Source organism: Pseudomonas sp. FA-1 (genome assembly GCF_056856075.1).
Genome location: NZ_JBWXTH010000009.1, coordinates 208,414 through 226,805, shown reverse-complemented (window position 1 = coordinate 226,805; position 18,392 = coordinate 208,414). Strand labels below are relative to the sequence as shown.

The window sequence follows — 18,392 nt, the reverse complement described above, 5'->3', positions numbered from 1 at the left end:
CCCGACAAGAACGACAAGGGGAAACCGCATGAAAGCTGGATTCTGCGCACAGCTCGCGCTCACCGTCGCCGCCTGTGCCGGCGCCTGGATGGCCCAGGCCGCCGACACGGGGCCCGCCCTCAAGGCCGGCCACGAGTACCTGATCGCTACCAACTACCCGAACAACCTACATGTGGTGGACGTGGCCAGCGACTCGCTCTACAAGACCTGCCGCATGCCCGATGCTTTCGGCCCCGGCACGGCGATGATGGCGCCGGACAAACGCACCGCCTACGTGCTCAATAACCATTTCGGCGATATCTACGGCATCGACCTGGATACCTGTGGCACCACCTTCCACGCCAACCTGTCCAGTGTGCCCGGCGAAATCGGCCGTTCGATGTTCTCCTTCGCCATCAGCCCCGACGGCAAGGAGGTGTATGTCACGGTCAACCCGACCCAGCGCCTGAACGACCATTACGTGGTCAAGCCTCCGCGCCTGGAGGTGTTCCGCACGGCCGACGGCCTAGGCGCCAAGCCCGTGCGCAGCTTCCCCATGCCGCGCCAGGTCTACCTGATGCGCGCAGCCGACGATGGCAGCCTGTATGTCGCCGGGCCAGACATCTACAAGATGGACGTGAACACCGGCAAGTACGAGGTGGCGCTGGCGCTGCGCAACTGGAACCGCCCAGGCTACAGCGCCCCGGATGTACTGTATTTCTGGCCGCACCAGACGGGCCTGCACGAGTTCTCCATGCTCTACACCGTGGCCAGGTTCAAGGATGCCAAGCAGGACCCGAACGAAGCCGCGCTGCTGTATGGCTACCTGAGCGTGGACCTGAAGACCGGCAAGACCCACACCCAGGAGTTCGCCGACCTCACCGAGCTGTACTTCACCGGCCTGCGCTCGCCCAAGGACCCCAACCAGATGTACGGCGTGCTCAACCGCCTGGCGCGCTACGACATCAAGCAGCAGAAGCTGATCGAGGCCGCCAACCTGGACCACACTTACTACTGCGTGGCCTTCGACCGAGCTGGCAGCAAGCTGTACCTGGCCGGGACCTTCAACGACATCGCGGTGTTCGACCCGCAGACCCTGAAGAAGGTGAAGAACATCAAGCTGCCAGGGGGCGATATGGCCATCACCACCACACAGGTGTTCGTCCGGTAGTCCTGTGCAGGCAGTGCTGCCCTCATCGCGAGGCAAGCCCGCTGCCACATGGTCAGCGATGAACCTGTGGGAGCGGGGTACCCGCGAAGAGGTCGATCGATGAACGCCAGAACAAGAAGAGAGCACCCATGCCTCAGCCAAGCTACACCCAAGGCAATCCAGACAAAGCTTTGCTCAGCCAATGCATCGGCGACGCCTTCGACACCACCGTCGCCCGCTTCCCCGACCGTGAAGCCTTGGTCGTCCATCACCAAGGCCTGCGCTACACCTGGCGTACCCTGGCCGAGGCCGTCGATCGCCATGCACGGGCGCTGATGGCCTTGGGCGTGCAGGCCGGCGACCGCCTGGGTATCTGGGCGCCGAACTGCGCCCAGTGGTACATCACCCAGTTCGCCAGTGCCAAGCTCGGCGCGATCCTGGTCAATATCAACCCGGCCTACCGCAGCAGCGAGCTGGACTACGTTCTGGGCCAGTCGGGCTGTCGCTGGGTGATTTGTGCCGGTGCCTTCAAGACCTCCGACTACCACGCCATGCTGCTCGGCCTGGTGCCGGGGCTGCAGGACAGCCGCCCCGGCGAGCTCGAATGCGCGCGCCTGCCGGAACTGCGTGGGGTGGTCAGCCTGGCCGACGAGCCGCCGCGTGGGTTCCTGGCTTGGCAGGCGCTGCAGGTGCGTGCAGACGAAGTCAGCGGCCAGGCATTGGCCCAACGCCAGGCAGGGCTAGGGGTGAACGACCCGATCAACATCCAGTACACCTCCGGCACCACCGGTTTTCCCAAGGGTGCGACCCTCAGCCACCACAACATCCTCAACAATGGCTACATGGTCGGCGAAAGCCTGGGCCTGACCGAGCATGATCGCCTGGTGGTGCCGGTACCGCTGTATCACTGTTTCGGCATGGTCATGGCCAACCTGGGATGCCTGACCCACGGCAGCACCCTAATCTACCCCAACGATGCCTTCGATCCCTTGGCCACCCTGCGCGCCGTGGCCGAGGAAAAGGCCACGGCCCTCTATGGTGTGCCTACCATGTTCATCGCCGAACTTGACCACCCGCAGCGTGGCGACTTCGACCTGTCCAGCCTGCGCACCGGCATCATGGCCGGCGCCACCTGCCCGATCGAGGTGATGCGCCGGGTGATCGGCGAAATGCACATGGCTGAAGTGCAGATCGCCTACGGCATGACCGAGACCAGCCCGGTGTCGCTGCAGACCGGCCCGGCAGACGAACTGGAACTGCGCGTGACCACGGTGGGCCGTACCCAGCCACGGCTGGAGAGCAAAATCATCGATGCCGATGGCGCCACTGTGCCCCGCGGTGAGATCGGCGAGCTGTGCACCCGTGGCTACAGCGTGATGCTCGGCTACTGGAACAACCCCAAGGCCACCCTCGAGAGCATCGACAGCGAAGGCTGGATGCACACCGGGGACCTGGCGGTGATGGACGAGCACGGCTACGTGCGCATCGTCGGGCGCAGCAAAGACATGATCATCCGGGGCGGGGAGAACATCTACCCGCGGGAACTCGAGGAGTTCTTCTTCACCCACCCGGCAGTGGCCGATGTGCAGGTGGTCGGCATCCCTTGCAGCAAGTATGGCGAGGAGATCGTGGCCTGGATCCGCTTCCACCCTGGGCACACGGCCAGCGAGGACGAGCTGCGCGAGTGGGCAAAGGCACGCATCGCGCATTTCAAGGTGCCCAGGTATTTCCGCTTTGTCGATGAATTCCCCATGACGGTGACCGGCAAGGTGCAGAAGTTCAGGATGCGTGAGATCAGTATCTCGGAAATCGGCCGGTAAGTTGCGTAGTTCGTGCCAGCCCAATCGCGGGGCAATTCCGGTCCCACAGTATGTAACGTTGCGGTGAGCCTGTGGGAGCAGGATCTCGCGATTGGGGCGGCCCAGGCAGCTTATTCTTCCAGCCGTTCGGGGCAGTTGAAATTGCTCAATCTGGCATCGTCCTCGGCACACTCGTACCCCTGCACCGACCCGCGCAACAGCGCCTTCTGCAAACTGCGCTCGCCCTCCCGCCAGGCCTGCTCCAGCACGGGCAGCACCCTGCGCGGCAACACACTGAACATCGGCTGCCAATAGCCACCTTGGCGCACCATGGCCGGGCTGTCGTGCTCGACGGCCAAGCGCAGCAGGCCCTCGATCAATGCCCGGTCGACCAGGGGCGCATCGCAGGCCAGCAGAACCACCCACTCATGCCGCGCCACCGCGAGCCCGGCGATCACGCCGGCCAACGGCCCGGGGAAATCCGCCTCGGCATCGGACACCAACTGGTCGGCATAGCCCCGATAGGCCTCGTGGTTGCGATTGCAGGAAATCACCACATCGTCGCACAGCGGCCTCACCGCCCGTTGTACGTGCGCCACCAGCGGCTCGCCCCGCCAGGGCAGCAGGCCCTTGTCGCGGCCGCCCATGCGCTGGCCGCGACCGCCGGCAAGAATCAACGTGGAGCAAGGGGGCAGGGCAGTGGACATGAAAAAGGGTTCCAGGCAGTCGATGCCGGGAACCCTCCCATGTCAGGCCAGTGTTGTCCAGTCAGGCTTGGTGGGTCACCGTCTGGCTGTCCTTGGCTTGGCGTCGCCGGGCAAGGCGCATCACCACCACGAAGAACACTGGCACGAACACCACCGCCAGGGTGGCGCTGAGCATGCCGCCGATCACACCGGTGCCGATGGCCTGCTGGCTCGCCGAGCTCGCCCCGGTGGCGATCGCAAGCGGCACCACGCCGAGGATGAACGCCAGCGAGGTCATCACGATCGGCCGCAGGCGCAGGCGGGCGGCCTGTACGGCGGCGTCTACCGGGTCCTGGCCCTGGTCCACCAGGCTCTTGGCGAACTCGATGATCAGGATGGCGTTCTTCGCCGACAGGCCGATCAGGGTGATCAGGCCGACCTTGAAGAACACGTCGTTGGGCATGCCACGCAGGGTGACCGCCAGGACCGCTCCGAGCACGCCCAGGGGCACCACCAGCAACACGGCGGTGGGGATCGACCAGCTCTCGTACAACGCCGCCAGGCACAGGAATACGACCAACAGCGACAGGGCCATCAGCAAGGGGGCCTGGCTGCCGGACAGGCGCTCCTGCAGCGACAGGCCGGTCCACTCCAGGCCGGCGCCGGCCGGCAGCTGGTCGACCAGGCGCTGGATCTCGGCCATGGCCTCGCCGGAGCTGTAGCCGGCGGCGGGCTCGCCGGAAATCGACACCGCCGGGTAGCCGTTGTAGCGGGTCAGTTGCACCGGGCCGCTAACCCACCGGGCCTGGACGAAGGCGCCCAGGGGCACCATCTTGCCGCTGCTGTTGCGCACGTGGATCTTCAGCAGGTCTTCCACCTGGCTGCGCTGGTCGCCCTCGGCCTGCACCACCACCCGCTGCATGCGGCCCTGGTTGGGGAAGTCGTTGACGTAGTTGGAGCCCACGGCAGTATCGAGCACTGCGCCGATGTCGGCGAACGAGACACCCAGGGCATTGGCCTGGCGGCGGTCGATCTCCAGTTGCACCTGCGGGCTCTCGGCCAGCGAGGCCTCGCGCACGTTGACCAGCACCTTGCTCTTGCGGGCGTTGGCCAGCAGCTCGTCACGTGCCGCCATCAACGCCGCGTGGCCCATGCCGCCACGGTCCTGCAGGCGGAACTCGAAGCCGGTGGACTCGCCCAAGCCGTCGATCGGCGGCGGCAAGACCGAATAGGCCACCGCGTCCCTGAGCTGACTGAAGGCTGCGGTGGCCCGGTCGGCGATCGATTGCGCGCTGTCGTCGGCGCCGCGCTCGGACCAGTCCTTGAGCGTGGTGAACGCCAATGCTGCGTTCTGCCCGCTGCCCGAGAAGCTGAAACCCAGGATCAGTGTGGTGTTGCCAACGCCTGGCTCTTCGGCATTGTGCGCCTCGATCTGTGCGGCCACCTGCTCGGTGCGCATGCGGCTGGCCCCGGGCGGCAGCTGGATGTCGGTGATGGTATAGCCTTGGTCCTCGGTGGGCAGGAAGGCGGTCGGCAATTGGCTGAAGCCGTAGCCAAGCACCGCCAGCAGCGCCCCGTATACCAGCAGGTAGCGGCCGCTGCGCGCCAGGGCGTGTTCCACCCAGCGCTGATAGCCGTTGCTCATGCCCTCGAAGCGCCGGTTGAACCAGCCGAAGAAGCCCTTGCGCTCATGGTGCTCGCCCTTGGCCACCGGCTTGAGCAGGGTGGCGCACAGGGCAGGGGTCAGGCTCAGGGCGAGGAATGCCGAGAACAGGATCGACACCGCCATGGACACCGAGAACTGCTGGTAGATCACGCCCACCGAGCCTTTCATGAAGGCCATCGGCAGGAACACCGCCACCAGCACCAGGGTGATGCCGACGATGGCCCCGCTGATCTGGCCCATGGCCTTGCGCGTGGCCTGCTTGGGTGGCAGCCCTTCCTCGGCCATGATCCGCTCGACGTTTTCCACCACCACGATGGCGTCGTCCACCAGGATGCCGATGGCCAGGACCATGCCGAACAAGGTCAGCACGTTCACCGAGAAGCCCAGCGCCAGCATGGTGGCGAAGGTGCCCATCAGCGCCACCGGCACCACCAGGGTCGGGATCAGCGTATAACGCAGGTTCTGCAGGAACAGGAACATCACCGCGAATACCAGCAGCATGGCCTCGAACAGGGTGCTGATCACCTGCTGGATCGAGACCTTGACGAACGGCGAGGTGTCGTAGGGGATGTCATAGTGCACGCCCTCGGGGAAGTAGCCCGAGAGCTCCTCCATTTTGGCCCGCACCAGGGTCGCGGTCTCCATGGCATTGGCGCCGGGGGACAGTTGCACGCTGAAGGCAGTGGACGGCTTGCCGTTCAGGCGCGTGCCGTACTGGTATTCCTGGGCGCCGATCTCCACCCGGGCGACGTCGCCGATGGTCACCGTGGAGCCGTCGGGGTTGGCACGCAGGACGATCGCGGCGAACTCCTCGGGCGTGCTCAGCTGGCCCTTGACCACCACGTTGGCGGTGATTTCCTGGGTGCTGCGCCCCGGCAGGTCGCCGATGCTACCCGGAGCCACCTGGGCGTTCTGCGCGGCGATGGCCGCGGCCACATCGTTGGGCGTGAGGTTGAAGCCAATCAGCTTCTGCGGGTCTATCCACACCCGCATGGCGCGCTCGGAGCCATACAGCTGGGCCTTGCCCACGCCCTTCAAGCGGCGGATCTCGTTCATCACGTTGCGTGCGAGGATGTCCGAGAGGGCCGTCTCGTCGAGGCTGCCGTCCTCGGAGGTGAGGGTGGCCAGGAGCAGGAAGCCCGTGGACACTTTCTCCACCTGCAGGCCTTGCTGGGTCACCGGCCGGGGCAGGCGTGACTCGACCACCTTCAGGCGGTTCTGCACATCCACCTGGGCCAGGTCCGGGTGGGTGCCCGGCTCGAAGGTGGCGGTAATGGTCGCGCTGCCCAGGCTGCTCTGGGACTCGAAGTACAGCAGGTTGTCGGCACCGTTGAGCTCCTGCTCGATCAGGCTGACCACGCTTTCATCCATGGTCGCCGCCGAGGCGCCCGGGTAGACGGCGTAGATCTCCACCTGGGGAGGCGCCACGTTGGGGTACTGGGCCACCGGCAACTGCGGAATGGCCAAGGCCCCGGCCAGGAGAATGAACAGCGCGACCACCCAGGCGAACACCGGGCGGTCGATGAAGAACTGCGGCATGGATCAGGCCCTCACTGGCCGTTGTGCTGGACGATGGGCAGGCCATCCTGGGGCAGGGCGACCTGGACCTGGTCGCCGGCCTTGACGTGTTGCAGGCCCTCGATCACCACGCGCTCGCCGGGTGCCAGGCCCTCGCTGACGATCCAGCGGTCGCCCTGGGCGTTGCCGAGCACCACCTGGCGTTCGCTGATGCGTTGCTGTGGGTCGACGACCAGCACCTTCGGCACCCCGGCGCTATCGCGCAGGATGGCCCGCTGCGGCACGCTGATGCCTTTGGGTTGCAGGGCCTGCTCAAGGCGCACGCGCACGTAGCTGCCGGGCAACAGGTCCAAGTCCGGGTTGGGGAACTCGCTGCGCAGGGTGATCTGGTTGGTGCTCGGGTCGACGCTGATGTCGGAGAACAGCAGCTTGCCCGGTAGCGGGTAGGCGCTGCCGTCGTCCTGGATCAGCGTGGCCCGGGCCTGGTCCTGGCCGACCTGTTGCAGCTCGCCGGCGCGCATGGCACGGCGCAGGGCATTGAGATCGCGGGTCGACTGGGTGACGTCGGCATGGATCGGGTCCAATTGCTGGATGATCGCCAGCGCCGTGGTCTCGTTCTGGCCGACCAGCGCACCTTCGGTGACCAAGGCCCGGCCGATACGTCCGGAGATCGGCGCGGTGACCGTGGCATAGCCAAGGTTCAGGCGAGCCCGTTCAAGGGCGGCCTTGGCTTGCGCGACTTCGGCGTCGGCCTGCAGGAAGGTGGCCCGGGCGTTGTCGTATTCCTGGCGGCTGACCGCCTTGTCGTCGACCAGCTCGCGGTAGCGCTGTTCCTGCAGGCGGGCCTGGTACAGGTTGGCCTCGGCCTTGGCCAGGGTCGCGCGGGCGCTGTCGTGGTCGGCCTTGAACGGCGCAGGGTCGATCAGGAACAGCACGTCGCCCTGCTTGACGTCACTGCCCTCGCGATACACACGCTTGAGCACCACGCCGGCCACCCGGGCACGGACCTCTGCAGTACGGGGGGCGAGGATACGCCCACTGAGTTCGGTGCTGATGGCCAGGGGCTGGACCTGCACCGTTTCCACCCGCACCTGGGGCGCGGGCGCCTGTTCATCCTGGTCGGCGGCGTCGTCGCAACCGGCCAGCGACAAGGTCAGCAGCGCCAGGAGCGCCAGTGGGCGCAGGCGAAAGGGAAGGGAAATGGACATACGGATCTTCCAGAAATGACAGTGCCTATGCTAAGGCAGCCGCTGCGCGCCTGGCTGTGAAGCTCTGTAGGGCGAATGTGAAAAAGTGTAAGAATTGGCGTTGATCGTGCGTGGATTCTATATCCTGCCTCATCGCCAACCCTGTTCCTTCTTCACATCTATGCCGAACATTCTCCTGGTCGAAGACGACAGCGCCCTGTCCGAACTGATCGCCAGCTATCTGCAACGCAACGACTTCCATGTCCGGGTGATCGCCCGGGGCGACCATGTGCTGGAGGAGTTCCGCCGGCAACGGCCGGACCTGGTGGTGCTCGACCTCATGCTCCCCGGCCTGGACGGCTTGCAGGTGTGCAGGTTGCTGCGCCAGGAGTCGCAGACCTTGCCGATTCTCATGCTCACGGCCCGCGATGACAGCCATGACCAGGTACTGGGCCTGGAGATGGGCGCCGACGACTACGTCACCAAACCCTGCGAGCCGCGAGTGCTGCTCGCCCGAGTGCGCACCCTGTTGCGTCGCAGCAGTGTCAACGAGCCTCGGCTGGACAGCGACCTGATCCAGATCGGCGGGCTGCGCATCGACCTGGCTGAACGCGTGGTGACCTGGCGGGGCGACGAAGTGGAGTTGTCCAGCGGCGAGTACAACCTGCTGGTGGTGCTGGCGCGCAACGCCGGCGAGGTGCTCAGCCGCGACCGCATCCTCCAGCAACTGCGAGGCATCGAGTTCAACGGCACCGATCGTTCGGTGGACGTGGCGATCTCCAAGCTGCGGCGCAAATTCGACGACAACGCCGGCGAAGCCCGCAAGATCAAGACCGTCTGGGGCAAGGGCTACCTGTTCAGCCGGGTCGAGTGGGAGTACTGACACGTCATGCTCAAGATCCTGGTGCGCCTGTACCTGGTGATCATCGCCGCCTATGCCGGGGCGATCCTGTTCATACCCGACTCCATCGTCGCGCTGTTCCATGACCGTTTCATGGCCTACAACCTGGAGCAGACCAAGGGCGTGCAGTCGTTGATCGTCCGCCAGTTCCGCCAGGCACCGCCCGATCAATGGCCAGCGGTCGAGCAGCAATTGGCGCAGAGCTTCGCCCCCCTGGAGGTGAAGCTGCTGCCCATGGCCCAGGCGGGGCTTACGGTGCAGGAGCAGGCTCGCCTGGAACATGGCCTGAACGTGGTGCGTATCGGCGACTGGGGTTATTACGACACGGCCCTGGCCCCGCTGGACTCGCAATGGCTGGTGAGCCTGCACACCCCCCCCGACCCGATCGACATCAACCTGCTGTCCTGGGGCGTCACGGTGCTGATCGGTGCTGCCCTGCTGGGCTGCCTGCTGCTGTGGGTATGGCCGCATTGGCGCGACCTGGAGCGCCTGAAGGAAACCGCCAGGCGCCTGGGGCAGGGGCAGATGTCCGAACGCACGCACATCTCGCCACGCTCGAACATCGGTGAGCTGGCGGGGGTGTTCGACACCATGGCCAGCGACCTGGAGCGCCACGTCAACCAGCAGCGTGAGCTGCTCAACGCAGTGTCCCATGAGTTGCGCACCCCCTTGACCCGCCTGGACTTCGGCCTGGTGCTGCTGTTCGACGAAGTGCCACCGGCCAGCCGCAAGCGCCTGCTGGAACTGGTGGGGCATGTGCGCGAGCTGGATGAGCTGGTGCTGGAGCTGTTGTCCTACAGCCGCCTGCAGAATGCCGACCAGGCGCGTGAGCGGGTCGAGGTGTCGTTGCTGGAGCTGGTCGACAGTGTGCTGGGTGGGTTCGCCGAGGAGCTCGACGGCCGGGGTATTCAGTGGGAGGTGCGCGCCGAGCACAACCTGCCACGGTTCGTCCTGGACCCCAGGCTGACCGCCCGCGCGGTGCAGAACCTGGTGCGCAACGCCATGCGCTACTGCGATGAAAGCCTGCTGCTGCGCCTGCGCCGTGAGGACGATGGCGCCTGCCTGTTGACCGTGGAAGACGACGGCATCGGCATCCCGCCTGAGGAGCGTGAGCGGATCTTCCAGCCGTTCTACCGCCTCGACCGCAGCCGCGACCGCAACACTGGCGGCTTCGGGCTGGGGTTGGCGATCAGCCGCAGGGCCATCGAAGGGCAGGGCGGGTCCTTGACTGTGGCGCAGTCGGCCCTGGGGGGAGCGCAGTTCAGGATTCGCCTGCCGGCGGGATAGCCTGTAACGCCCCAATCGCGGGACAAGCCCGCTCCTACAGGGATTTCGCCGCGATCTGGGTGGAAGCTGGCGACAGCCTGCGATAGGCTGCAAAGCAGCCCCAAGCCTTCAAACGGTGGAACCCCTCCAGACTCAAGGGGCCGCTTTGCGGCCCATCGCAGGCTGCCGCCAGCCACAAAGGTTGCACGGCCCCAACGGGCTGTGCGGGGCTGTGGGAGCGGGCTTGTCCCGCGATAGACCCTCGCTCAATTCAACGGCAGCGCACGCGCCCAAGGCCGGTAGCGCAAGGCGAACACCGCTTCGGCATGGCATCCGCCCACCAGCGCCGGTTGCGCCGGCTCGGCGCGAAATGGCTGGCCCGGTGCGCTGATCTGGCGGAATGCCTCGCGCACGATGCCCACCCGGCAGGGCAGGGCCTGTTCATAGGCTTGGCGTACTTGCGCCGGCAGGCGACCGGTGCCCGCACCGTCCTGCCACCATACAGTCAAACCCAGCTCGGCCAACTGGCCCAGCCAGGCCGCGTTGACCCGCGGCGCCAGGTGCCCGGCGCTGAAGGCGCTCAGGTGCAACGGCTGGTCCAACTGCCGGTTGAAGGCCTGCAACTGACGATGCAGCGCGTCGCGGCGGCTGGCTTCGTGAAAATGCAGGTCGTCCAGCTCCAGGGGCAGGTACCAACCGGCGACGGGCAGGTCCCAGTGCTGGCGGACCTGGTTGTACTGGGTCAGGGCGCGGCCCAGTTGAGCCTTCCAATAGTTGGCCAGGCCTTCGCCATCGAGCTCTTCCAGACGTTGGTAGTAGGCCGGGTCCATATACAACCCCAGCACCAGTTCCAACCCCTGGGCCTGGGCTTCGCGCAAGCTGTTGGCCAGCCAGCCCTGGGCGCCGCCGAAGTCGCTGTCGCCGTAGGCGGTCCACTGCACGATGAGGGTCTTGCCTCCCTGGGCCTTGGTGTCCCGCCACACCTGTTGCCACTGGCTGGGCGTCACGGCAGCGTCGCGGTTGAGTGGCTGGTAGAACAGACGCTGGTCGGCCACGGCCGGCAGGCACAGGGCAAGCATGCAAATCATCAGAATCGTGCGCATCAGAAGGTCAACTCCACACCCAGCAGCACGCCATTGGCGCGCTCGTAGAGGTTGCCGCCCAGCGACTGCTGGTATTCGGCGCGTACTTTCAGCGAGCCGCGGTAGGCGTTGTAGCGGTCGTCGTCGAACCACCACTGCCAGCGTACGCCCACGCCCGTGCGCAGGTCCTGGCGCCAGTCATTGCTCGGGTCCTGGCTGGCGAACTCGAGGAAACCATAGGGCATGACCGTCTGTGGTGAGTTGCCAGGCAGTTTCCAAGCGTGGCCTTGCTGGTAGCGCGACAACCACGCATGGTCGCCGGCGCGGGTCCACCAGGCGGCATCCAGGTAGAGGAAACGCTCGTTCCATTGGTCCTCGTCCACTCGCCAGTCGTTGCGCCAATCGCCCTGGTCGAGGAACGAAGCGGTGGCCCGCAGCAGCAGGTCATTGCTCGATTCGGCATGGTGGCGCAGGTCGCCCCAGTTGCCGCCCACCTTGGCCGGGCTGAGCAGCTCCCCCAGGCTCAGCCCGGTGTAGTGGTCGCTATCGACCTGGCGCTGGTGATAGAGCTCGGCATACAGGTTGAGGTTGGCCTGGCCGAACGGCTTGTAGCGCAGGCCGACGCCGGTGCCCAGGCTCTGGGCGTAGTCGGTGCGGCTCTGACCGCCGAACAGCACGCGGCCATAGACCGACAGGGTGCTGCCATTGCGGCTGGGCTCTTCGCCCAGGGCATGGTCCCACATGGCGATCTGCACGTTCTGCGAACGGGCCCGGCGCTCGGTGCTGCGTGCCCCGTTCTCGAGGAATTTGTCGTTGGTCGAGGTACCAGCGGGCGACCAGGTGCTGGCCAGGGTGACCGTGTCCCGCCGCGACAGCGTTTCGTGGGCGCGGCGCTGGCGGTACTTGCGGGACTCGAGGCTGCCGTACTCGTCGTCACCGTCCACCAGGTTCTGTTCCACGTCGATGACTCGGCGCAGCTCACGGCGTGCCGCGGCGCTGTCCTCGGCTTCGTCGTAGCGCAGTGCCAGGGTCTCGCCCAGGCGGTAGTCCTCGGGGAAATCGCGGGTGGCCCGCTCCAGGTAGGGAATGGCGGCCCGGCGTTGCTGCCTGTCCGCCGAACCCGCCAGGCGCATGCCATAGTCGGCACGGTAGCGTGGCTGGTCGGGTGCCAGGCGCACGGCCTCGGCCAGCCAGGCCATGGCCTGGGCACTGTCGCCGGCTTGCTGTGCGGTGTTGGCCGCCGCGTAGTAGTGGTCGGCGCGGGGCGCATGGGCCAGGGCCTGGCGCTGGAATTCCAGGGCCTCGGCCGGGTTGCCCTGGCGCTGGGCGATGGCGGCGCCCAGGGCCCAGTCGTCGGCGCTCTGGTGGGCGGCTGCGTCCCAATGAGCACGGGCTGCGCTGGCATCGCCGGCATTGAGCGCGCCCTGGGCGGCGGTCATCCGCGCATTGTCGTTCCAGGCGTCGGCAGGCAGGTTGCGCCAGATAGGCGCGGCGGCTTCGGAATCGCCGGCAGCTTCCAGGGCATAGGCCAACGGCAGGCGGCTGCCCGGGTCGCCCAGGCGTTCGGCGGCCTGGTAGTAGACCACTGCCTGCCCGGGCTGGCCGGGCATGGCGCAGCGCCCCAGGGCGCGGTACTGGCCGGCCTCGGTGGGCGTGGGTACCGCCTGGCGCACGGCGTCGCATTGGCCGGCCTCGGCCAGTCGGCCCAGCAGCTGGGCACGGGTGCCAGCATCGACTCGGGGCACCAGGCCCAGCATACGCCGTGTATCCAGGGGCGCGTCGTTGCGAGCGTAGAGGTTGGCCAGGCGTTGCAGCAGGCTCGCTGTCAGGTGGCCCTGGCGGCGATCGTAGGCGGGTACCAGTAGCTGTCGGGCGCGCTCCGGGTGGCCTTGTTCGAGCAACAGATAGCTGGCCTGTTCGAGGGCGGCCAGGTCGCCGGTCTGGCGATAGCGCTGCTCCCATTGCGCGGCGGTGCGCGGCTGGGGCGGGGCAGGCGGGTCGCCATACAAGCGCTGCTTGAGCACCGCATGGGCATGCGGGTCGGCGCTGGCACTGCAGCCTGCGAACTGTTCTCGGGCCTGTTGCGGGTCGTGACGGGAAAGCCAGTCGACGGTTTCCAGGCAGGGCCGCTGCAGTTCGTTGCTGAGCGTGCGCACCAAGGCGGCGTCGTCGCCTTCACGGGCCAACTCCCACAATTGTCGGCGTTGTGCGGGCTGTTGCAACTGCTCGCTGGGCAGAGCCTGCAGCCAGCGTTGCGCCTGCTGGTTGTGGCCGACGGCGATGGCGCGGTTGGCCATGGCCAGGCGCGCCTCGTTGGCGGCCTTCTCGGACGGCGCGCTGGCCAGCAGCTTCTGCAGGCCTTGTTCGTCGATTTGCTGGATATAGGCATTGGCCAGGCGGTGCCAGTCTTGCACCGGCAAGGTGCCTTGCTCGGCCAGCGGCTGCAATTGCTCGATGGTTTCGCCCCAGTTGCGCAATTGCTCGGCGAGGTTGGCGCGGGTCAGGCGCAGGACCATGCCGTCGTCCCGCGGTGGTAGGTGGTTGAGCCAGTCCAGGGCGCGGGCAGCACCGCCGAACTTGGCCAGGCTCAGGCTATAGGCCTGCCACAGGCGCACCCGCTGGAGGCCTTCGCTGCTGGCGAGCCAGCCTTCGACCTGGCTGGCCGGTGGCGGGTCCTGCTCGATCCAGGTCAAGCGCAGCTCGAGCAAGGCATCGACATGCTCGGGGGTATCGTCGAGCTGCTCGGCGAGCGCCTCGGCCTCCTTGTAGCGGCGCTGGTGGGCCAGGGCCTGCATCAGCAGGGCCCTGGCTTCGTCGTTGTTGGGCACCCGCTGCAGCACGTGGCGGGTCAGGCGTTCGACTTCCTGCCAGTTGTCGCGCTGCGCTTCGCGGTAGCTGCGCTCCATGAACGGGTAGCTGCGAAAACGCTGGAAGTCGCTCATCGGCGCGGCCAGCGTGGGCAGGGAGGCGGTGCACAGCAACAGGCCAGTGAGGGTCAGGGAAAGACGGGGCTTCATGCCACCTCCCGGGTCAGGTCATAGGCGGCCTGCTGCTCGCTGGCCTGTTCGGCGAGGGCTTGCTGCAGCACGTCCTCGGTGATGATGCCGCGGGCGACCAGGTGCTGGCCCAGGGTCATGTGCTCGGGGTCGAAGTCGATCAGCGCCTGGTTGAACAGGGTCACCGGCACCATGCCGCGTACTTGCAGCAGGGCGCCGAGCATGACCAGGTGCACGCATACCCGTTCCAGCAGCGCGGCATCGTCCTGGTTGCGCTCCAGCACAGCGAGCATCTGCCGGGTTTCCTCCTTCTGCCATGGGCTGGGGTAGTGATGGTGCAGGCCTAGAGCGACCCGGCCCTGGGGCGCCAGGCGATTGCTGACCGGGCGCTTGAGCTGGCGGCTGATGACCCCGAGCGAGACCTGGCTGACCGGGCTTTCACTGGCCAGTACCAGGGTTTCGCCGTCCTCGGCGACCGGGAGTACGCCGTAGTGGGTAGCCAGGCGTCGGGGCAGCTGGGCGATCAGTTGCGGCGAAACCTTGAATGGGTTCAGGGGAGCCCAGGGCATGTCCATCTGCTCGGCCAGGGCCTCGACCAGCTGCTCGCTGGTGAGCCAACCGCGCAACAGCAGTTCGCGTCCCAGGCGACGGCGCACCGGGCTGGTGATCGCCTGTTGCAGCTGCTCGTCGGTGATCAGGCCCTTGGCTACCAGGCGCTGGCCCAGGGGGATGCGGGCGGGCGAGGCGATGGCAGGAAATTCATGGGTGGTCTTGTCCCAGGCCACGCGCCGCGAATCGCCCATTTCCATGACTTGGCGCAGGGCCCGCAGGTTGGCGAAGAAGTTGACGAAGTTGCTCCACATCATGCGCGGTGCCGACAACAGCCCTTCGCCGATGCCGTAGTAGCGGGTGACGAACCAGCCGCGCTGGAACAGACGATTGATCAGCAGCAGGCCGTTAAGCCAGAGCAAGGTGGACAGCAGCCAGCTGTCGCCCAGGATCGACATGAAACGCCACGACTCAGGGGCGATGGTGGTCACCAGCCAGATGGCCAGCAACACCAGCAGCAACAGGTTGACCAAAAAACTCAGCAGGTAGGCGAACAGCCCACGGCGGTCGCGCCAGAGGAAGTAGTTGAGCGCGCCCTTGCGGCTCCAGCCCAGGTTACTGGTGCCCTGGAACACGATGCCGACGATCCAGCGCGACTTCTGGCGAATGGCGTGTTGCCAGTCGCGCGGGAAGTGCTCGCGCACGCAGATCACCTGGGAGAACCGCCGGCTCATGCCCCAGCGCCATTCCTGCTTGAGGGCCAAGGCCGGGTCGGTGATGGAGTAGCGGGCGAAGATGCACTTCATGCCCTTGTGCTTGAGGCGAAAACCGATGTCGTAGTCTTCGGTCAGGCTCTGCACGTCGAAGGCGATGCCGTCGCCATCCTCGAGCAGGGCGCTGATGGCGCGGCGGCTGAAACAGGTGCCGACCCCGGCGCTGGGCACCTGGCCGGTCAATGCCTCGCGTACGATCACGTCCTTGCCGTGGTTCTCGGCGAACTCATCGACGTAGTGCCCGGCGGTGAAGCCTTTCCATTCCGGTGCATAGGGGTAGACCGGGATCTGGATCATGTCCTTGTTCGGCAGCAGGTAGTTGAACAGGCGCAGTTCCATGGGCGAGATCACGTCTTCGGCATCGTGCAGGATGAAACCGGCGAACTCGATGCGTGCGTCCTGCTGGAAGCGCAGGATCGCGTCGATGATGTTGTTCAGACAGTCGGCCTTGCTGGTAGGGCCGGGGCGCGCGCAGACCACCTTGTGCACGTTGGGGTAGTGCAGGCACACGGCATCGACGTCGGCCTGGGTCTGCGGGTCGTTTGGGTAGGTGCCGACGAAGATCTGGTAGTTCTCGTAGTCGATGGTCGAGGCGGCCAGGCGCGCCATCTCGCCGACCACGCCCACTTCGTTCCAGGCCGGGACCATGATCGCCAGGGGTTTTTCCGGTACTTCGAACAGGCGCTTCTCGTCGGCCGGCTCGAAGCGGTCGTAGATGCGAAAACGCCGGATCAGCTTGCGGCCCCAATAGCAGATGTCGATGAACAGGTCGTCCAGGCCCAGCAGGAACATCAGGCTGGCCAGGGCGATGGCGAGCAGCTTCAGGCCGAACAGCACATAGACGAGGAAGTCGACGAAGGCCAGGCTCATGCGTCGCCCCGCCCGACGGCTTGTTCATCGAACCAGCGGCTCAGGCGCTCGGCGATGCGCTCGCTGGCGTGGCCGTCACCGAAGGGGGTGTACACCCTGGCCATGCGTGCGTAGGCCTCGGGGTCATCGAGCAGCAGGCTGGTCTGGGCGACGATCTGATCGGTATCGGTGCCCACCAGCTTGACCGTGCCGCCCTTGAGCACCGCCGGGCGCTCGGTGACCTTGCGCAGTACCAGCACCGGCTTGCCCAGGGCGGGGGCTTCCTCCTGCACGCCGCCGGAGTCGGTGAGGATCACGTCGGCACGGTTCATCAACCAGACGAAATGCGGGTAGTCCTGGGGCGGTACCAGGTGGATGTTGCCACGCCCGGACAACACGCCGTAGACCGCCTGCTGGACCTGCGGATTCAGGTGTACCGGATAGACGAACTGCACGTGGGGGTAGCGCTCGCCCAACTGGGCCAGCGCCTTGCAGATGCGCTCGAAGCCCTGGCCGAAGTTCTCCCGGCGGTGGCCGGTGATGAGCACCATGCGCTGGTCGTTGTGCAGTACGGCCAGCGGCGAGTCGGCGGCAGGTTGCCAGTTCTGCGCGGCCAGGTGGTCGCGCATCCACAACAGGGCATCGATCACCGTGTTGCCGGTGACTTCGATCTGGTCGGGGTGCACGCCTTCGCGGATCAGGTTGGCATCCGAGTCGCGGGTAGGCGTGAAGTGCAGGTCGGCCAGTACGCCGGTCAGGCGACGGTTGGCTTCCTCAGGCCAGGGCTGCCTGAGATTGCCGGTGCGCAGGCCCGCCTCGACGTGGCCGATGGGAATCTGGCGGTGGAAGGCGGCGAGGGCTGCGATGGAACTGGTGGTGGTGTCGCCATGGACCAGGACGATCTGCGGCTTGACCTGTTCGTAGGCTTTGTCGAGCTTGTCCAGCAGGTCGCGGGACAGGCCGTTGAGGGTCTGGCTGTGGGTCATCACCTTGAGGTCCTGGTCGACGCCAAGGCCAAAGGCGGTCAGCACCTGCTCGAGCATTTCCCGGTGCTGACCGGTGGAGCAGATGTGCAGGTCGATCCCGGGCCATTGGCGCAACACGCGAGCCAGGGGGGCCATCTTGATCGCTTCAGGGCGGGTACCGAATACCATCATGACGGTATGTGCCATGGTTTGAATCCTCCGTTCTATTCCCTGGACGAAGTGACGCGCGCTGCAGCACGTCAAAGACAAGCAGTCAAATGTGGGGTTGTCCAATATCGACACGCGCCGACGCCAGACGTTCGGAGCGCAGCAGCATCCAGGAGAAGGGCGCGTATCAGCCCGATGCGCTGGAATGCCAGGGAAGGGTGGTCATATGCTGAAACGGTTATTCTAGTACGTTAGTGCGATTTTCTCTACGAGATGTATTACAAGCTTTTACTTGTAGCGTTCAGCTTGTAACTTTGTACGCTTTCTTACCAAGGAGCCGTTCATGCAAGGCAAGGCACGCAAGGTGGTCCAGGCCATCCTCTATGAAGTCATCGCCGTGGCTTGCGTAGCGCCGGCCCTGTCGCTGATGTTCGATGCGGGCATGGCCCATTCGACGGTGCTGTCGATCCTCATGTCGGCCATCGCCATGAGCTGGAACATGGGCTACAACTGGGCATTCGAACGTTGGGAGGCGCGCCAGGACAAGCGCAGCCGAACCTTCCTGCGCCGGCTGCTGCATGCCTTGGGCTTCGAAGGCGGGCTGGTGTTGATCCTGCTGCCGCTGGTGGCCTACTGGATGGATATCAGCCTGTGGGCGGCCTTGCTAACCAACCTGGCGTTGTTCCTGTTTTTCTTCGTTTATGCCTTCGTGTTCCAGTGGGGCTTCGACAAGGTCTTCGACGTTCCGGTTTCTGCCCAGGAGGCCCGAGAAGGTTCGCAGGGGTGTTGACTCGCTACCTGGCGGCAGGATAAGTTTCCTGCCCATGAACAGATTCCCGCAGCGTCGCGCCATCAGCA

The 18,392-nt window shown here is 66.0% G+C and carries 12 protein-coding genes; 5 read left to right on the top strand and 7 right to left on the bottom strand.

What is annotated here, in order from left to right; genetic code table 11:
- The first annotated feature begins 28 nt into the window (after positions 1-28).
- Positions 29-1,150, top strand: coding sequence for a quinohemoprotein amine dehydrogenase subunit beta (gene peaD / locus AC1MHZ_RS17510; protein WP_084858962.1), 1,122 nt, complete (start codon positions 29-31; stop codon positions 1,148-1,150).
- 128 nt (positions 1,151-1,278) lie between these two features.
- Positions 1,279-2,949: a fatty acid CoA ligase family protein gene (locus AC1MHZ_RS17505; protein WP_084858961.1), complete on the top strand. Its 1,671-nt coding sequence runs from the start codon at positions 1,279-1,281 to the stop codon at positions 2,947-2,949.
- Positions 2,950-3,059: 110 nt separating this feature from the next.
- Here AC1MHZ_RS17505 and mobA read toward each other — a convergent pair whose 3' ends face one another.
- The 3 genes from mobA to AC1MHZ_RS17490 all read right to left on the bottom strand — a co-directional run bounded on the left by mobA (position 3,060) and on the right by AC1MHZ_RS17490 (position 8,006).
- The gene (mobA, locus tag AC1MHZ_RS17500; protein WP_482966719.1) at positions 3,060-3,635 is read right to left on the bottom strand and encodes a molybdenum cofactor guanylyltransferase MobA; all 576 of its coding nucleotides are present in this window, start codon (positions 3,633-3,635) and stop codon (positions 3,060-3,062) included.
- Positions 3,636-3,696: 61 nt separating this feature from the next.
- Complete coding sequence (locus AC1MHZ_RS17495) at positions 3,697-6,819, bottom strand: efflux RND transporter permease subunit (RefSeq protein WP_084858959.1); 3,123 nt, start codon at positions 6,817-6,819, stop codon at positions 3,697-3,699.
- 11 nt (positions 6,820-6,830) lie between these two features.
- Positions 6,831-8,006 (bottom strand): efflux RND transporter periplasmic adaptor subunit, encoded by a 1,176-nt coding sequence (locus tag AC1MHZ_RS17490; protein WP_324812372.1) that lies wholly within the window; start codon positions 8,004-8,006, stop codon positions 6,831-6,833.
- A gap of 160 nt (positions 8,007-8,166) precedes the next feature.
- On the opposite strand from AC1MHZ_RS17490, the gene AC1MHZ_RS17485 reads away from it, so the two are divergent.
- A complete protein-coding gene (locus AC1MHZ_RS17485) occupies positions 8,167-8,868 on the top strand; it encodes a response regulator transcription factor (protein ID WP_324812369.1) in 702 nt (233 codons plus the stop codon).
- Positions 8,869-8,874: 6 nt separating this feature from the next.
- Positions 8,875-10,173, top strand: coding sequence for an ATP-binding protein (locus tag AC1MHZ_RS17480; protein ID WP_084858956.1), 1,299 nt, complete (start codon positions 8,875-8,877; stop codon positions 10,171-10,173).
- A 245-nt stretch (positions 10,174-10,418) separates the two neighbouring features.
- On the opposite strand, the gene AC1MHZ_RS17475 is transcribed toward AC1MHZ_RS17480, so the two are convergent.
- Genes AC1MHZ_RS17475 through wecB form a run of 4 tightly spaced genes read right to left on the bottom strand, consistent with a single transcriptional unit; the run spans position 10,419 to position 17,573 of the window.
- Entirely contained in the window at positions 10,419-11,255 is an 837-nt protein-coding gene (locus AC1MHZ_RS17475) for a DUF4434 family protein (protein ID WP_482966718.1), read from the bottom strand.
- Positions 11,255-14,251 carry a phage receptor gene (locus tag AC1MHZ_RS17470; protein ID WP_482966717.1) on the bottom strand — a complete coding sequence of 999 codons (2,997 nt, stop codon included), beginning with the start codon at positions 14,249-14,251 and terminating at the stop codon, positions 11,255-11,257. Before AC1MHZ_RS17470 ends, AC1MHZ_RS17475 begins: the two co-directional genes overlap by 1 nt.
- Positions 14,248-16,422, bottom strand: coding sequence for a cyclic di-3',5'-guanylate-activated glycosyltransferase NfrB (gene nfrB, locus AC1MHZ_RS17465; RefSeq protein WP_465002199.1), 2,175 nt, complete (start codon positions 16,420-16,422; stop codon positions 14,248-14,250). The genes AC1MHZ_RS17470 and nfrB overlap by 4 nt, the downstream gene beginning before the upstream one ends.
- A complete protein-coding gene (gene wecB, locus AC1MHZ_RS17460) occupies positions 16,419-17,573 on the bottom strand; it encodes a non-hydrolyzing UDP-N-acetylglucosamine 2-epimerase (RefSeq protein WP_324812353.1) in 1,155 nt (384 codons plus the stop codon). Before wecB ends, nfrB begins: the two co-directional genes overlap by 4 nt.
- A gap of 304 nt (positions 17,574-17,877) precedes the next feature.
- On the opposite strand from wecB, the gene AC1MHZ_RS17455 reads away from it, so the two are divergent.
- Entirely contained in the window at positions 17,878-18,324 is a 447-nt protein-coding gene (locus tag AC1MHZ_RS17455; RefSeq protein WP_084858952.1) for a PACE efflux transporter, read from the top strand.
- Positions 18,325-18,392 lie beyond the last annotated feature (68 nt).

Coding starts and splice junctions, on each gene's coding strand:
- AC1MHZ_RS17480 (WP_084858956.1), top strand. CDS start 8,875: ATGCTCAAGATCCTGGTGCGCCTGTACCTGGTGATCATCGCCGCCTAT.
- mobA (WP_482966719.1), bottom strand. CDS start 3,635: ATGTCCACTGCCCTGCCCCCTTGCTCCACGTTGATTCTTGCCGGCGGT.
- wecB (WP_324812353.1), bottom strand. CDS start 17,573: ATGGCACATACCGTCATGATGGTATTCGGTACCCGCCCTGAAGCGATC.
- AC1MHZ_RS17505 (WP_084858961.1), top strand. CDS start 1,279: ATGCCTCAGCCAAGCTACACCCAAGGCAATCCAGACAAAGCTTTGCTC.
- AC1MHZ_RS17490 (WP_324812372.1), bottom strand. CDS start 8,006: ATGTCCATTTCCCTTCCCTTTCGCCTGCGCCCACTGGCGCTCCTGGCG.
- AC1MHZ_RS17470 (WP_482966717.1), bottom strand. CDS start 14,251: ATGAAGCCCCGTCTTTCCCTGACCCTCACTGGCCTGTTGCTGTGCACC.
- peaD (WP_084858962.1), top strand. CDS start 29: ATGAAAGCTGGATTCTGCGCACAGCTCGCGCTCACCGTCGCCGCCTGT.
- AC1MHZ_RS17455 (WP_084858952.1), top strand. CDS start 17,878: ATGCAAGGCAAGGCACGCAAGGTGGTCCAGGCCATCCTCTATGAAGTC.
- nfrB (WP_465002199.1), bottom strand. CDS start 16,422: ATGAGCCTGGCCTTCGTCGACTTCCTCGTCTATGTGCTGTTCGGCCTG.
- AC1MHZ_RS17495 (WP_084858959.1), bottom strand. CDS start 6,819: ATGCCGCAGTTCTTCATCGACCGCCCGGTGTTCGCCTGGGTGGTCGCG.
- AC1MHZ_RS17485 (WP_324812369.1), top strand. CDS start 8,167: ATGCCGAACATTCTCCTGGTCGAAGACGACAGCGCCCTGTCCGAACTG.
- AC1MHZ_RS17475 (WP_482966718.1), bottom strand. CDS start 11,255: ATGCGCACGATTCTGATGATTTGCATGCTTGCCCTGTGCCTGCCGGCC.